The sequence below is a fragment of the Bacillus sp. Xin1 genome (genome assembly GCF_013314535.1).
GTDB lineage: Bacteria > Bacillota > Bacilli > Bacillales > Bacillaceae_G > Bacillus_A.
Map to the genome: position 1 here is coordinate 19,700 of NZ_JABUAE010000015.1, position 16,108 is coordinate 35,807.

14 protein-coding genes and 1 pseudogene are annotated in these 16,108 nt (G+C 37.5%); 5 read left to right on the forward strand and 10 right to left on the reverse strand.

All coding sequences use genetic code 11. The annotated features are described in order from the left end of the window. Window positions 1-156: 156 nt before the first annotated feature. Together sstT and HRG09_RS14755 are read right to left on the reverse strand one after the other, a co-directional pair. Window positions 157-1,395, reverse strand: a complete 1,239-nt coding sequence (gene sstT, locus HRG09_RS14750) for a serine/threonine transporter SstT (RefSeq protein WP_174101507.1) — start codon at window positions 1,393-1,395, stop codon at window positions 157-159. An 832-nt stretch (window positions 1,396-2,227) separates the two neighbouring features. Further along, complete coding sequence (locus HRG09_RS14755) at window positions 2,228-2,968, reverse strand: SDR family NAD(P)-dependent oxidoreductase (RefSeq protein ID WP_174101508.1); 741 nt, start codon at window positions 2,966-2,968, stop codon at window positions 2,228-2,230. A 121-nt stretch (window positions 2,969-3,089) separates the two neighbouring features. On the opposite strand from HRG09_RS14755, the gene HRG09_RS14760 reads away from it, so the two are divergent. Beyond that, the gene (locus HRG09_RS14760) at window positions 3,090-3,923 is read left to right on the forward strand and encodes a LysR family transcriptional regulator (protein ID WP_174101509.1); all 834 of its coding nucleotides are present in this window, start codon (window positions 3,090-3,092) and stop codon (window positions 3,921-3,923) included. A gap of 65 nt (window positions 3,924-3,988) precedes the next feature. Here the strand turns inward: HRG09_RS14760 and HRG09_RS14765 are convergent, their stop codons facing one another. Next, on the reverse strand, window positions 3,989-4,861 hold the full coding sequence (locus tag HRG09_RS14765) for a LysR family transcriptional regulator (protein WP_174101510.1): 873 nt from the start codon (window positions 4,859-4,861) through the stop codon (window positions 3,989-3,991). 112 nt (window positions 4,862-4,973) lie between these two features. On the opposite strand from HRG09_RS14765, the gene HRG09_RS14770 reads away from it, so the two are divergent. From HRG09_RS14770 to HRG09_RS29520, 3 genes and pseudogenes are all read left to right on the forward strand, one after another. Next, window positions 4,974-5,390 (forward strand): tautomerase family protein, encoded by a 417-nt coding sequence (locus HRG09_RS14770; RefSeq protein ID WP_174101603.1) that lies wholly within the window; start codon window positions 4,974-4,976, stop codon window positions 5,388-5,390. Beyond that, window positions 5,387-5,695: a carboxymuconolactone decarboxylase family protein gene (locus tag HRG09_RS14775; RefSeq protein WP_174101511.1), complete on the forward strand. Its 309-nt coding sequence runs from the start codon at window positions 5,387-5,389 to the stop codon at window positions 5,693-5,695. The genes HRG09_RS14770 and HRG09_RS14775 overlap by 4 nt, the downstream gene beginning before the upstream one ends. A 69-nt stretch (window positions 5,696-5,764) precedes the next feature. After that, window positions 5,765-5,905, forward strand: a pseudogene (locus HRG09_RS29520) (NUDIX domain-containing protein); the annotation flags it as partial. A 314-nt stretch (window positions 5,906-6,219) separates the two neighbouring features. Here HRG09_RS29520 and hemY read toward each other — a convergent pair. From hemY to HRG09_RS14800, 4 genes are all read right to left on the reverse strand, one after another. Beyond that, on the reverse strand, window positions 6,220-7,641 hold the full coding sequence (hemY, locus tag HRG09_RS14785) for a protoporphyrinogen oxidase (protein ID WP_174101512.1): 1,422 nt from the start codon (window positions 7,639-7,641) through the stop codon (window positions 6,220-6,222). 24 nt (window positions 7,642-7,665) lie between these two features. Then, a complete protein-coding gene (gene hemH / locus HRG09_RS14790; protein WP_174101513.1) occupies window positions 7,666-8,601 on the reverse strand; it encodes a ferrochelatase in 936 nt (311 codons plus the stop codon). Between the two features lie 14 nt (window positions 8,602-8,615). Continuing rightward, entirely contained in the window at window positions 8,616-9,662 is a 1,047-nt protein-coding gene (gene hemE, locus HRG09_RS14795; RefSeq protein ID WP_174101514.1) for a uroporphyrinogen decarboxylase, read from the reverse strand. Between the two features lie 176 nt (window positions 9,663-9,838). Further along, on the reverse strand, window positions 9,839-11,956 hold the full coding sequence (locus tag HRG09_RS14800) for a transglycosylase domain-containing protein (RefSeq protein ID WP_174101515.1): 2,118 nt from the start codon (window positions 11,954-11,956) through the stop codon (window positions 9,839-9,841). 129 nt (window positions 11,957-12,085) lie between these two features. On the opposite strand from HRG09_RS14800, the gene HRG09_RS14805 reads away from it, so the two are divergent. Next, window positions 12,086-12,559 carry an antibiotic biosynthesis monooxygenase family protein gene (locus HRG09_RS14805; RefSeq protein ID WP_174101516.1) on the forward strand — a complete coding sequence of 158 codons (474 nt, stop codon included), beginning with the start codon at window positions 12,086-12,088 and terminating at the stop codon, window positions 12,557-12,559. Between the two features lie 73 nt (window positions 12,560-12,632). On the opposite strand, the gene HRG09_RS14810 is transcribed toward HRG09_RS14805, so the two are convergent. The 3 genes from HRG09_RS14810 to HRG09_RS14820 all read right to left on the reverse strand — a co-directional run bounded on the left by HRG09_RS14810 (window position 12,633) and on the right by HRG09_RS14820 (window position 15,941). Beyond that, entirely contained in the window at window positions 12,633-13,757 is a 1,125-nt protein-coding gene (locus tag HRG09_RS14810; RefSeq protein WP_174101517.1) for a hypothetical protein, read from the reverse strand. A gap of 178 nt (window positions 13,758-13,935) precedes the next feature. Next, entirely contained in the window at window positions 13,936-15,270 is a 1,335-nt protein-coding gene (locus tag HRG09_RS14815) for a HAMP domain-containing sensor histidine kinase (protein ID WP_174101518.1), read from the reverse strand. Beyond that, complete coding sequence (locus tag HRG09_RS14820; protein ID WP_174101519.1) at window positions 15,267-15,941, reverse strand: response regulator transcription factor; 675 nt, start codon at window positions 15,939-15,941, stop codon at window positions 15,267-15,269. Before HRG09_RS14820 ends, HRG09_RS14815 begins: the two co-directional genes overlap by 4 nt. Window positions 15,942-16,108: the final 167 nt, after the last annotated feature.

The following is a 16,108-nucleotide window of genomic DNA, read 5'->3' on the forward strand; positions in this document are numbered from 1 at the left end:
CTCGAACTTTCAACATAAAAGACAGGAGCTCGTTGCTCACTGCCTTTTATGTTGAATTATATATTTACTTGTAATGCATATTACCGATCGCTAAACATGCTATTGATGTTCTATGCTTCTAAAAAATCACATTTGTACCAGAACTAAATTTCTTCTTTATGATACTTTGCGAATATTTATTTTTTTCCCTTCTTTACGCCACTCTTTAAATTCAGCTGTTGCTGTGAAAAGTACGTCTGTGGATGAGTTAAGTGCCGTTTCAAAAGAGTCTTGTAAAACACCTATAATAAACCCTACCCCAACTACCTGCATAGCAATATCAGGTGAGATTCCAAATAAGCTGCATGCTAGAGGAATCAGTAATAAAGATCCACCAGCAACCCCTGAAGCACCACAAGCACATACAGCTGACAGTACGCTGAGGATGATTGCTGTAGGAAAGTCTACTTGAATACCTAGTGTATGAACTGCTGCAAGTGTCAAAACAGAAATCGTAACAGCGGCACCACCCATATTGATCGTTGCGCCTAATGGGATGGATACTGAATAACTATCCTTATTCAAACCTAGATTTTCACATAATCTCATATTTACAGGAATATTCGCAGCTGAACTACGTGTAAAGAATGCTGTAATACCACTTTCCTTTAAGCACTTAAAAACAAGCGGGTAAGGGTTTTGACGTATAAATGCGAACACAATGATTGGATTGACAATCAGCGCTACAAAGAACATACAACCAATCAAAACAGCAAGCAATTTCCCATAGCTTAGTAATGATTCAATTCCATTTGTAGTAATAGAATCCACTACTAGACCCATGATTCCTAATGGCGCAAGCTTAATAATCCATGTAACCATTTTGGATACAGCATCTGAAAAATTTGAAATCATCGTTTTTGTCGTATCAGAGGCATTTCGTAAAGCCAAACCAAGGAGTGTCGCCCAAGCTAAAATACCGATATAGTTCGCATTATAAATTGCTTTAACTGGGTTATCAACAATGTTCAGCAGTAAAGATTTGAGAACCTCTACAATACCGCCGGGAGCAGTCACACCTTCAGCACCCTTTGCAAGTGTTAAGGTTACAGGGAAAATAAAACTTACAACAACGGCGATTAATCCAGCTAAAAATGTTCCCAAAAGGTATAGGAAGATAATGGACTTCATATTCGTTTGTTGACCACTCTTGTGTTGTGCGATGGCCGACATAACTAAGAAAAGTACCAACACAGGCGCAATTGCTTTCAAAGCACCTACAAATAAAGTACCTAAAATTACAATAGGTTTTGCTACTTCTGGGATTGTCACAGATAGAATAATACCAATAAGCAACCCTGCAATGATTTGTTTTACTAGACTCACTTGATTCCACTTTTTCAGTATACTGTTCATAAATACTCCCCCATCAATTGAAGATAAAATTGCAACATTGCTGCTATAGAGCGATTCATTTCTCACAACCCTACAATAAAGTGAAACTTTAATCAGTGGGGGTTTTCTTCATCCCCACTGATTATTAGTTGAACTAATCGGGCTTTTACGGGCAGTTGATCCCCCACCTACCTTCCTCGTTTCTCTCTGAATCTTGAGGTGGGGGTCTTACTGCCCGTTAATGCGGGATAAACTTAAATCTATTCCACATAGATTCCGTTGAATAATAGATGACTTTTATGAAAGTCAATTTCTATCCTAGGGTTGTGCTTTTGATTTTATCCTTCTACGCTATTCCGGGATATATCAAAAGGTTTTTTATAATAAAAAAAATTCAGATAATTATTTTGATGGATGGCCTCTTTTATCACATTTCACTCCATAAAAATAACTATCTTATCAATAAGTAGTATTATAATGATTTTTTTCGTATATAACAATATTATTTACCTTGTTTTTTAAAAAATCTTAATTGTTAAATTATTAAAAGACTAAACAATACATATCAACAATCACTGCATGAATCATGCTTTCATAGCTAAAAGAAAAAGCAGTGCTTTAATTACATAAAAACCCACCTTCAGACAAAAGTATCCAAAAGGGTAAAGCTTCACAACTTTTTTCAAAACATCGCGACTTTATTTCAAATCAACATTAGCTTGATAGCGATGTGGTGCTTGCAAAAAAGAGGATACTATATCCTCATATCAGACATAGTATCCTCCTCTAATTATATAAAATGAATACAAATTTCTAATAAGCTGATAATCTTACTGCATAATGCCACGTAATACTAAAGCGTCTGTCCATTATCAATTGTAAATATCTGTCCTGTAATAGATTCCTGCGTCAATTGAAACAAAATCGCTTCTGCAATATCATCTGGTGTTGAAATTCTTTGAAGTGGTAAGTTCCCTGCAAGCTGGTACATCGTCTCCTCATTGCCTGCCCACCACCTCGTATCGACTGCACCAGGAGAAATGCTATTTACTCGAATAGCAGGTGCTAATGCAATAGCGAGCGATTTTGTCATCGTATGAATCGCTGATTTTGTTGCGGCATACGGTACAGATGATCCAAGTCCCGTTATCCCGGCAACGCTCCCCATATTCACGATAGCACCCCATTTTTGCTTTTTCATATAAGGAACAACAGCTTTTATACAATGAAACATCCCTTTCACGTTTACACTAAAAAGGTCATCCCACACTTGATCCTTTACGGACTCTAAGTCATCCATCGGTATTTGAACTGTTATACTCGCATTGTTTACTAAACAATCAACTGTTCCAAAGAGGTTAACAGTTTGAGAAACCATCGTCTCCACTTCTTCTTTTTTTGCTACATTAGCCTTAATGGCAATTGCCGTACCTCCTCGCTCTTGAATTTCATGAACAGTTTCTAACGCTCCCTTTTCGGAACGACTATAATTCACCACAACTTTAGCGCCTAAACTCGCTAACTTCAAAGCAGAAGCCTTTCCAATCCCAGTACCGCCACCTGTTATTATGACTACTTTATCTTTTATGTTCATTTTATAATCTCCTCACCATATCTGATTCCATTTCATTTTATCTTCGTTCATTTGAGGAGTATAATACTGAATAATGAAGTAGGTATCATTTTAAATGATATCTATGTGGAGGGATCGATTCTTGGAAAGCCATGACTTATGGATTTTTAAACATGTTGCAGAGCTGCAATCTATATCTAGAGCAGCTGAAAAGTTAGGATATGTACAACCGAATATAAGCCAGCGCATAAAAACTTTAGAGGATAAATTAGGCGTTAAACTATTCAAACGTAATAATAGAGGCGTCACATTAACGAAAGAAGGAGAAATGTTACTAGATTACACAAATCAAATTATGTTCCTAATGAGTGAAGCAAAATCCAAAATAAACCCTGAAAAATGGAGAGACTCTCTTACAATAGGAGCATCTCAAACGATTTCTGCGGTGAAAGTGCCTCAGCTATTCTCTTCCTTTTTGGCAACATATCAAAATATTGATTTGAAGATAAAAACAAATAATAACGTAAAATTACAAGAAATGCTTTTATACGGGGAACTTGATGGGATTTTTTTAAACGGTATATATAATGAATCGCAATTCGAGACTGTGTACAGTTATTTTGAAAATATGATTCTTATTTCATCAAAATATACTCTTCTCGAAAATCAAACTTTACTTGTAAACAGTGATTCAAATTGTATCTATAGAAAGACGTTATTAGATTATTGTCATAGGAATAGTTTTGATCAGACGACGATACTGGAATTTGATTCGCTTGAATCTATTATGCAAGCTGCTCATAGTGGACTTGGGATTACGATTGTACCTGCTAATGTTGCATATAGCCGGACAAAGCCAGAAGCAATTCAGTATGAAGAACTGCCTGAAACAGTCAAAATTGATTTCGTGATTAAGCGGAGAAAACAGCAATCACAAGGGTTAAAGAAATTCCGCCGCTTTTTAAGAGAGTTATAAGTGTAAAACAAAGCCCCTTCTGATTTCGAAAGGGGCTTTTCAAGATTTCTAGATACAATAATGATTTAAAACAACAATTCAATTTGCTTCATCAACTGTTGTTTGGTATGACTCAAATAATCTCTTTTTTTAGAAGAAATGCATAATCCTATCGGCATTTCAGGATCAAACCCTTTAACCTTAAACGATATATTTTCCTCTTTTAAATTAGTTCCCTTAGGAATAATACCTATCATCTCTCCAAAAATCATTTGTGGAATAAGGTGTAGTGCACTACAATTATAGACTTTTTTAAAGGATACATTGTTTTCTAATAAGAAAGCATTCACAGATTGATAATAATAGCAACTATTCTCTCCAATTAAAATAGGATAATCAATGATATCAGATACTTCTACTGACTCTTTTTGTAATAATGGATGATGAGGATTATTGACAATAAATTCGATTTGTTCATTGTAAAGTGGAGTGAATTTTACATCGGAAATATTTTTGTTGTTTCCACAAACAGCAAAATCAATCTTATTTTGGTCTACCATTTGTGATAAAAGCGCTGTATTTCCTACAACAAAATCACAATGTATATATGGTTTCTCCGCATTTAAATATTTTAATAGTGGAGGAATCAATTTTTCTGCAATTGAGTCTAATAGACCGACTCTTACTGTTCCCTTCTCCTCATTGCTTATACGCTGCGCTTGAGATACTGAATAGTCCCAATGCATTAACAAATGATCTACTTCCTCTGCAAATAAAGTACCTTCGTCTGTTAACCTTGCATCCCATCCTCTTTCAAATAACAGAAATCCAAGTTCCTTCTCTAGTTTTTTTATATGTGTTGTTACAGTTGACTGCGCATAGTTTAACTTTTTGGCTGCAAGTGAGAAAGTTCCTTCCTGAATAATCATTTTGAATGTTTTCAACTCTTTTATTTCCATTTTCGCACCTAATCTCTATCGGTATTATTGATAATTATATGATAATTTTTCAATTATCAAAATTAAAATTGCAGGAGTACAATAAATCCATATGAAAGGGAGTGAAGAAGAAATGCCGTTTGTTACTGTTTATTATCCAGAAAATCAATCGAATAAAGAAAAGTTAAAAAAAGTAAGTAATGGTATTCACCTTGCACTAATGGAACATTTTCAAATCCCAAAAGATGATTACTTTCACATGTTTTTACCCTATCCATCTCATCAATTTTTTTACGATCCATATTATCTCTTAGAAGAGAAGAAGAAAAGAACAGACAAAATGATACATGTTTCTATTACATGTGGACCAGGAAGAACAATACAGCAAAAAAGAAATTTGTATCAATCCATCTCAGAAGCTTTTTATAACCATTTAAACATCTCTACAACCGATATTTTTATTACACTAAACGAGACATCTGCTGAAAACTGGTCATTTGGTCAAGGGATAGCTCAAATGGTTACTATGAAGGAGGCAAAAGAATCATGAATGACCGTATCGAACTCAATGTTTCACAGAAAATGAGAGATACTGCTCCCGACTTTGTTGATTATAGTGAAAACGTATTATTCGAAAAAGTATGGAGAGACTCTACTTTAACATCAAAAGAAAGAAGTCTCATTACACTTTCTGCTTTAATTAGTATTGGTAATACCGAACAACTACCGTTTCACCTTCAATTAGCCAAAAAAAATGGAATGACTCAGCAAGAAATGATCGCTTTAATCACACATCTAGCCTTTTACGTTGGATGGCCGAAAGCAGCTGGAGCACTAAATGTAATACTTAACTAAAATCGAATACAAAACTCTAAAAATACTGTAAAATAATATGGTATATTTTTCAAAAGGTGGGAATAACCAATGAATTACCATATTAGAGTAAGAGCTGGAGCAGTTATTATCGAAAATGACTCAATCCTATTAATTGAATTTAACAACGAAAATGGACTCCATTATAATTTACCAGCAGGCGGAGTTGAACCAAATAAAACGGTTATAGACGAAGAAAATTATGGATTAGATGAGATTATTCCTCATATCTTACCAAAAATTATCGATAACTCGAAGCCCCTTGAACATAGATGTGCCATCCGCGATAATAAAATGATTCAGTATGAATACAAAGAGTTAGTGAATATACAATAATAACTTGTACCTATATCAGTAAATGAAATTATATCAATCGTTTCTTTGAATATATCGGCGATTTTTTCAATATATCAATCGTTTCTCAACATATATCGGCGATTCGACAAAGGATATCGACCAACCGACAAAAAACAACAAAAAACAGGAGCCTGCTGGCTCCTGTTTCATTATTGCGCAATTAATTCCGCCCCATCTATTTTTCCCAAATACGACAACACGTGCTTTACTGCCGCTTCCCCTTGATCAATACAATCAGGAAGGCCGGAGCCAGCATAAGAGCTACCAGCTAAATATACACCAGGTAATTCTCGCTCCATAAATGTTGTTAACTTCTTCATTCTTTCTTTATGCCCCACTGTATATTGCGGCATGGCATCTTTCCAGCGACTTACGACAGTAAATTCTGGATCAGCTGTTATATCCATTGTTTTTTGCAAGTCTTCTAATATAAATTGAACAATTTCTTCATCGGATTGTTCGACGATTGCTTCGTCACCAGGGCGCCCAACATAGCAGCGAAGAAGTACTTTCCCTTCCGGCGTTGTATGCGGCCATTTCTTATGTGTCCACGTACATGCTGTAATCGAAAAATCACTATTGCGAGATACAACGAAGCCCGTTCCATCAATATCACGCTGGATGGCTTCTTTCGGAAAGGCTAATGCAACATTCGCAACGGATGTCGATGGAACATTGCGGAAGAAGCGGAACTCTTTATACTGTGCAAACATAGAAGGCAATACTTTATGAGACGCAGCGACTACGATAGCGTCCGCCTCAATTTCCTTTCCATTGCTTAGTGTAATCGAATAACCATCGCCCATTTTTGTGACTTTTTCAATGCGAGTTCCCTTCACAACTGTTCCAACTTCTAGTCGATCTTCTAGCTCTTCCACAATAGATTGTAAACCTGTTTTTAACGTTAAAAAGATTCCTTTCACCGCTGCATCTTTTGCTTTTTTCGGAGCTACATTACGCATACCGAGTGAAATACTACGATACTTTTGTTCTACTTGATAAAACTGCGGGAATGTCGCCATTAAGCTCATTTGATCGATATCCCCTGCATAAATTCCAGATAACAATGGTTCGATTAAATTTTCAACCACTTCATTTCCTAAACGACGACGGAAAAATTGACCAAGTGATTGATCAGAAACAGGTTTCGAACGTGGCAATACAAAATCAAAGCCTGCTCTTACTTTACCAATCGGAGAGAACAATCCTGAAAATAGAAACGGAGTAATTTGTGTTGGAATTCCCATCATGGATCCGCTCGGCATCTTATGTAATCGGTTGTTCACAAGAACAAATGACTGCCCAGTTGCGTTGTTTACAAGCTGATCTCTAAGTCCTAGGTCTTTTGCTAGTCTAGCCGCACTCTCTTTTCTTTCTAAGAAAGAATCTGGACCACGTTCAATTGTAAATCCATCTTTTCGAACGGTTTGAATTTTCCCTCCAAGCTTACCCGAAGCTTCTATTAACAATGTATCAACCGGCAATCCTTTTTCGCGAATTTCTTTTTGTAAGTAATACGCTGCTGTTAAACCTGTAATTCCACCACCGATGATAACAACTTTCTTTTTCAAAAAGGCTCCCCCTCTCCTATGGTATTACGAAACTTCTGTTTGCTTCTTTAACACGACATCTGCTAGACAAGAAATAAATGCATCTGATGCATTTGGCATTTCCGGACGATAATACTTCGCTCCAATTTCTTCTGTAACAACTTTACATTCAATATCGTTGTCATATAGTACTTCTAAATGTTCAGCTACAAACCCAACCGGTGCATATACAAATGAAGTGTAACCATATTTTTCGTTTAATTCTCTCGTTAAATCTTGTACGTCTGGCCCAATCCATGGGTCCGGTGTATTACCGGCACTCTGCCAACCAACTGCATAATTTCGAACTTCCGCACCACGCGCAATATAATCAGCTGTTTCATTTAACTGTTCTGGATAAGGATCACCTAAAGCGATAATTTTTTCTGGTAGGCTATGAGCAGATACAATTAAAACCGCTTTTTCGCGTTCCTCTTCTGACATAGTGCTATATACTTTTTTCACTTCATCTACCCAGTACTGGATAAACTTTGGTTCTTTATACCAGCTATCGATTCCGTGAATTGTTAAGTTTCCAAGCTTAGCTGCTTCTTCTTGCGCTCTGCCGACATATGATTTTACGCTGAACGTAGAATAATGCGGAGCAAGAACAAGAGCAATTGCTTCTTCAATCCCATCATTATGCATAGCCCCTACAGCATCCTCAATGAAAGGTTCAATATGTTTTAAACCAAGATACATATGGAATTCCACGTGATCTTGCACTTCATTTAAACGTTTTTCTAGCTTTTTTGCTTGTTCTAATGTAATAGTAGCTAAAGGAGAAATACCACCAATTGCGCGGTAACGTTCTGTTAAATCCTCTAACATTTCTGGACTTGGCTTTCTGCCTCTACGAATATGTGTATAGTAACGTTCAATATCTTCTTCTTTATACGGTGTTCCGTATGCCATTACAAGCAAACCAATTTTCTTTTTCATACACGTATTCTCCTTTACTTCGCTAACTGTGCTTTCGAATAATCATGAATAAACGCTGTTAAACGTTTTAATGTATCTGGATTTACTTCTGGGAATACACCGTGACCTAAGTTAAATACATAACCAGGCTGCTTCATTCCTTGATCTAGAATCCCTTTTACATGCTCCTCGATTACGTCCCATGGCGCAAGTAAGAAAGAAGGATCCATATTGCCTTGTACCGCTTTATGAATGCCACGTGCGCGCGCTTCTTCAATTGACAGGCGCCAATCAAGTCCGACTACATCAAGAGGCAATTCATTCCATTCATTTGCTAAATGCCCAGCTCCAACGCCGTGCATAATCATCGGAACACCCATACTGCGAACTTCCGTAAAAATACGCTCCATTGCAGGTTTCATAAATGTACGGTAATCCGCTACATTTACTGTTCCAACCCAAGAATCAAAGACCTGTACCGCTTTTGCTCCTGCTTTGATTTGTGCTTTCAAATACGTAATCACCATATCTGCAAGCTTATCCATTAAAGCGAACCAAGCTTTCGGCTCTGTATACATAAATGCCTTTGTTTTATGATAGTTACGAGAAGGTCCTCCTTCAATCATGTAACTCGCCAATGTAAATGGTGCCCCTGAAAAACCAATTAACGGAACATCTAACATTTCTGTTGTTAATAACCGAATTGTATCTAATATGTATGGAACATCGTCTTCCGGATGAATTTCACCAAGTTTTTCTACGTCTTGTAAAGAACGAATTGGGTTATCAATCACCGGTCCGATTCCTGATTTAATTTCTACATCAACGCCGATTGCTGGTAATGGTGACATAATATCTTTATACAGAATCGCCGCGTCTACATTATATTGATCAACTGGAAGCTTTGTAACATACGCACATAGCTCCGGATTATGTGTAATTTCAAATAAAGAATACTTCTCTTTTATCTTTCTATATTCAGGCTGTGAACGACCTGCTTGTCTCATATACCATGCTGGTACATATTCTGTTTGTTCCCCCATACACGCTTTTAAAAATGTCTCATTTATAGTTCTTACCAAGACCCTTGCTCCCTTCCTTACCTATACGAACCCTATCCTATTTATTATCTTTTTTTACTATACAGCTTGTAAAAACAAAATGCATAACTTTATGTACGTTGTTCATGAAATTGACACAAACGTTCGTAAAACCGCTTACTATTTTCACAACATTCTTATTATATCACAAGCAAAAACTACGGTTTAGCTACTTTTGTCTTTTCTCCTTCTCGATTTGTTTGTGGATTATACGGGACAACATAAAAACTTGGTTTAGCGAATATATTCGTAAACTTGTCTTCATACTCACCAATCCCTTTTACTGTTCCAACATGAGTATGGACTCCATTCTCAACCTTATAAATTCGATATATAACTCTTTTATCTTGAAGTGGTTTCCAGCTCAATTTCGTAGTAAATAAACCAAACGGATTAAACGATAATTTCGCCTCTATATTTTCAATTCTACTTAGGTGAATTGGGTTTCCGATCGTCTCAACACCTTCTGGCTTCTTAAACTTCGTTTTATCTTGTACATGCGCCTTCGTTAAAATCTTTTTAAACAATTCTGTTGCAGACGCACTTCCATCATATAATTGGTGTTCTCTATCTGTACGATCATACCCAATCCATACGGCGCCTACTAAACTTGGCGTATATCCAACAAACCAAACATCTCTAGCACCTTCACTTTGATTTGGAAGTGACGTTGTACCCGTTTTTCCTGCTAGCGCACCTTTATATTCACCCGTTTTTGCAGTTCCTTCTCTTACAACACCTTCTAGCATTTTTGTCATATACCATGCTGTTTGTTTTGAAAAAATTTTCGTTTCATTTTTAGGTGATTCCCCAATGACCTTTCCGTGCCGATCAAGTACCCTCTCAATCACATGTGGCTCAATAATTTTTCCATTTGCCAAAAACGCACGGTACATCTTTACAAGTTCAAATGGAGAAACGCCTTCTTTTAATCCGCCAAGTGCCGCACTTAAGCCAGCATCTGCAATATGAATATTTCCCTTCTCTAAATATTGCTTCCCTTCTTCGATTCCCATTTCATGTAATAAAGATACAGCTGGTACGTTTGCCGATTCCAAGAGCGCATCATACATCGTTACTTCTTTTGAATACCGTTGATTATAATTTCGCGGCTCATATCCTTCAAAAGAGACTCGTTCATTTGTTAATAAAGAATACGGATTATATTTTTTCGTTTCTAGCGCCGGTGCGTACACAATAAGCGGCTTTAAAACAGAACCTGGTTGACGTTTCGCAAACACTCGATTAAATCCTCTTGGCACATACTCTCTCCCGCCAATTGCAGCTTTAATGCCTCCTGTCGCATGATCCATTAATAAAAAGGCTCCCTGTGCTCCGCCCTCTTTCCCTGGAAAATTCCGCGCATCTTGAAATTGATCATACGCTACTTTTTGAATTTTCTCATCCATTGAAACAACAAATGTATAGCCCCCGCGGAGAACTTCCTGATGCGATAAACCATACAAACGCGCCGCTTCATCTACAACCATATCAACATACGGCATATAAGCGAGTTCCCGTTCATCTAAATTTTTATAAAGCGCAATGGTTTTCCCTTGATAGCGAACGCTTTCCTCTGCTGATAAATACCCTTGTTTATGCAGAAGAGACAATACTAAATCACGGCGTTCCTTGCTTTTTTCTGGATACAGAAACGGAGAATACCCATTTGGTGCTTTTGGAAGCCCCGCAAGCAGCGCACCTTCTTCTACTGTTAACTTTTCTACATCTTTATTAAAATACAATTTTGCTGCGGCCTGAATTCCATAAGCACCATGACCAAAATAAATATGATTCATATACATTTCAAGAAGCTGGTCTTTCGTATATGTTTGTTCTAATTTAAGAGCGATAGCTACTTCTTTTAATTTGCGCGTAAATGTTTTTTCATGTGTTAAAAAAACATTTTTGACGAGTTGTTGCGTAATCGTGCTACCTCCCTCTACTTTTTCTCTCGCTAAAATATCTTTATACAACGCGCGAAATACAGAAGGGTAGTCAATTCCATGATGCTCATAAAATCTGGAGTCCTCTACAACGATAAATGCTTGCTGCACATGTTTCGGAATTTGCTCAATCGGTACAAGATCTCTATTTTCTACATATAATTTTGTAATTTCTTTTCCTCGCTGATCAACGATACGTGATGAAGAGTGGAAAACAAGTTTTTTTTCATCCATCATATAACCACCAGCTAACACAATCAGTTTATAGAGTACAATCGCCACTACAAACACTGCTACGCCGCTTATTAAAGTCCACTTTATTTTCTTCATTCGTCGTCCTTCTTTCCAAATGATGGTACATTTATTATTTGAAAAACGATTCTCTTTATGTATATAATCTTCGAACTTTTTCGGAAGAGTTGCTATAATGTAATCAAACTTATAAAGGGGGCATCACTAATGAAAGCGATTATTTCATACGAAACACCTCTAGAAAAGCCACACTTCACTGCAAAAGATAATGAAAAAGATATGTTTTATAAAGAAAATACAGAAGAAGCGGTAGAAGGAGCACTTCATTATGACGTGCTAGACGCTGTTGGAGAATTTAAAGGCCAACATGGATTTATTGTTTGTAACAACATTTCCGTTACAGACGAAGGCCGTCCCGTTTTTGAAAATCGTTTCAAAAATCGTGCAGGACTGATTGAAAGCGAACCTGGCTTCCAAGCCATCCGCGTTCTTCGTCCATTAAGTAACGATACATATGTCATTATGACAATGTGGGAAACAGAGCAAAACTTTAAAGATTGGACAGAATCACGTTCTTTTGAAAATGCACATAAAAAACGCCATGCACAAGCAAGTACAGAACCACAAAAAAGTATTTTTTCAAGACCTTCTTTTGTGACGACGTTCGATGTGTTAGCTTAAACAAAAAAGCTGTAACTTCGATTGAAAAGAAGCTACAGCTTTTTTCTCTGTCTTCCACGAACTCATCACCCTTTTATCTTGAAATACTTTCCACTTCATTTCTACCACAGTAACTACATTGACCTCGTCTACGATAATAATAAGCGATAGAAGCAAGACCTAGCGCTATCCCCCAGAGAATCCATAAAAGCATTGGCCCTATTGAACCCCAAATGTGACTCAGCAAAATATTATCTGTAGACACGAGTTGAAGTTGAACCGCGATAAAAGCGAAAGTAAAGGTGAAGCCAGCAGCGGTTACAGCAATCGCTACACACGATGCTGGAATCACCGCCAGTAGGATTGGCACCCTTTTACCGTTAACAAATGGGAACCACCGCGGGAAGGTTTCACCCCATTTCTGGATCAAACCTAGCGTAAGAATACTACCGGCGATACATATCGATCCAAAAGCCCATTCAGTAATATGATGCGCTGGGTTGACATTGGAAAAGTCCTGCAAAAACTTCGCGTCAATTCCTAACGGGATTTTCAATGCCCAAGCATAGCGCGTAATTGCATATGGGATAGGAGCAAGAGCCGCAAGATAGGTAATCCATCGACTCCATCGCATGAGAAGAGATGTTTTCCCATCCGTCGTCCTTCCACAATATTCACATGCATGGCGTATTTTTCTCCGATAAGCTACAGCGAAAAATCCCCAAGATACCGCTCCTACAACACATATAATTTGATTGAACATTAGCCAGTCAAACTTAAATTTTAACAAAAAAGCATAGGCCATGGCCGCAATCAAACTGGCATCCGGTACAAAGAGGAGTAAAGCAGCCGCCCACCCCCAGGCATAGATGAGGATAAGCCGCTGTTGGAAAGTCTTTTCCACTAGCTTCCTCATTGAAAATCCAACCAATATACCTATGAGACAAAGAACAACAAATATGATACCTCCAATATGAGACGGAAGATAACTAACCTTGCCAGCAAACAAATCCATACCATCTTCATTCTTAAAAGGATACCCCTCTCCTCCAAGCAACCAGTAAAGATGCATTGATCCATAAAAGGCTGACCAAGCAATGGCTATATACCCAATCCAAGATGGCCACCGCTTTAGGCTCATTCCTTCTCTTTTCTTTCGTGAAGGCAATGCATCATTTGTATCCATGTTAGATTTGTCAATCGAAGTCTTTGAATCCACTCAAAAAACACCCTTTCCTATTATTTTCTTGAAACTGATTTACTCTTTTATACACATGCATCCAAATTTGTCACTAACCTTACCCACAGCCCCTTTCCTTTTTTAGCTACCATAAAAAATCACCTCGATATCCATTGTATTGAGTGAATGGAAAATCAAGGTGACCTCAAGTTTAAATCTAGTTTAATTTTTTCCTTAAATAATGCCATGTACCTTGCGGCGAACTGGATACCTCCCAAAAAATATCCATTTCCCTGGTCATGAGCGAAACGATGGATAGTCCGATGCCCGCTCCTTTTGCTTCCGAGTGGTGCTCCATTCCCCGTCCTTTATCTCTGATAACCATAAATAAATCGCCGTCACGATCAATTGTTTCTACACAAATATATCCGCCAGAATTGGCATGCCTAATGACATTTTGAAACAGGTTATCCAATATGCTGCGCAGCCAGAGAGGATCCACCTCCCAAATCAACAAACAGTCAGCCAAATGGACATCCACTTCAAAACCTTCTTTCTCAAAAACCGGATACCACTCGGCAACAGCATTACGTAACTCTTCAACTACATCTATGTTTGTCTTCTCTACTGGATACTTTCCAGCTGAAAGTAATGTGTAAGTAAGAAGGTTTTCAAGTAATTTTCCAACATCGTTTAATTTGTTGACGATAATTTGTACCGATGCGGTTGCTTTTAAGGATGATGGGTTATTCTGAATGGAGTAGGCATGCTGTCTAATAACAGTTAAAGGCGTCCTTAAATCGTGAGAGATATTTGCAATTAATTGTTTTCGTAGATACTCTTCTTCCTTCTCGCGCTTCCGGCTGGCTTTTAACTGATCGATCATCCTGTTAAAGGCTTTTTCTAATTGTCCAATCTCATCACTGTTATTGACTGTAACCTTATCAGGTATTCCATCATTTACGGTATCTGACATTGTACTTTGAAGTTGTACAAGTCTTTTGCGAATACTTAAGAAAAATAACAAAGATACCACTACAATCGAAACACCTACGACAAAAATAATAAGGATTAAAAAGAGATCTCCATTTACTGGCTGAATCGCAAGCGTCGTAAGAGATTTTGGGATATGAAATATCATAAATCCTTGTTCACCATCTTTACCAATCGTAGCTGTCACAGTGAATGTATCTTGTTTCTTTTTCCTATCGAGATAGTTGATGAGGCTCAAAGGTGTCCATTGATCAGGAATGTCTACGATACGCTGATTGATCACATGGGTTTTCCCCACTTTGTCGACCCAAAACAGCTCAGCTTTCGGATAATGTTCTTGTATCTTACCGAGCTTTTCATTGATTGTATTCCCATTAGCTTCATTTAGTTGTTCAGCTTCATGTTCCCACATTTTTTCTATTTCCAGCGGCTCATATATCGCATCTTGTTTAAGCAAAATGTCAGGTAAATAATAGATTGCTGGCAAAATAGGCCACATGAGTAAAGAGGCAAGGATCAATAACAAATATTTGGTAACAAGCGATTTTCGAATATTCATAACTTCAACCGATACCCGATGCCGCGAATCGTTTCGATAATCTGCGGATGACTGGGATCAATCTCTATTTTTTCACGCAAATGACGAATGTGGACCATAAGGGTCCGATCCCCTTTTATATAGGAATCTTCCCACACAGCTTCATATATTTGCTTTTGAGTCAAAATCTGATTTGGGTGATTGAGAAGAAACATAAAGATATGAAACTGTTTACCAGTTAGGACAATCTCTTTATTCGTTTGTGAACTCAAAATACGGTTGGCTTTCCGGTCAATACTTAAATGGTTCAACTGGATATGATCCGGAGAAACTACACCGAGTCGCCTTAAGAGAACATGAATGCGGGCCTCGAGTTCATCAGGATGGTACGGCTTCGTCATATAATCATCTGCAAAAGCGAGCCCTTGCAGTTTATCTTCTATTGAAGCTCTCGCTGTGAGCATCATAATTGGTATTTCAGGGAACTTTCGCTTCATTCGCTGCCCAACTGTATAACCATCAAGCCCTGGAAACATAATGTCCATAATAACAACGTCCGTTTGTTCCATGTAATCAAATGCATGATGGCCAGACTTCAACCAAATTACTTTATATCCCCGTTCAGTAAAAAACTCACTTACCCATAATCCAATTTCTTCATCATCTTCTATATGTAAAATTGTTAATCCCATCGCATTTCTCTCCTCTACCATAAAGTGAAACTTTAATCAGCCCTCACCAATCAGGCTTTTACAGGCAGTTCATGCAGGAAAATTTGATTATCTTTGATAATAAATGCCTGCACTGAACTTCTAATATTCACCTATCTCCCCCCTTCATAATTTAAAAGTGACATAGC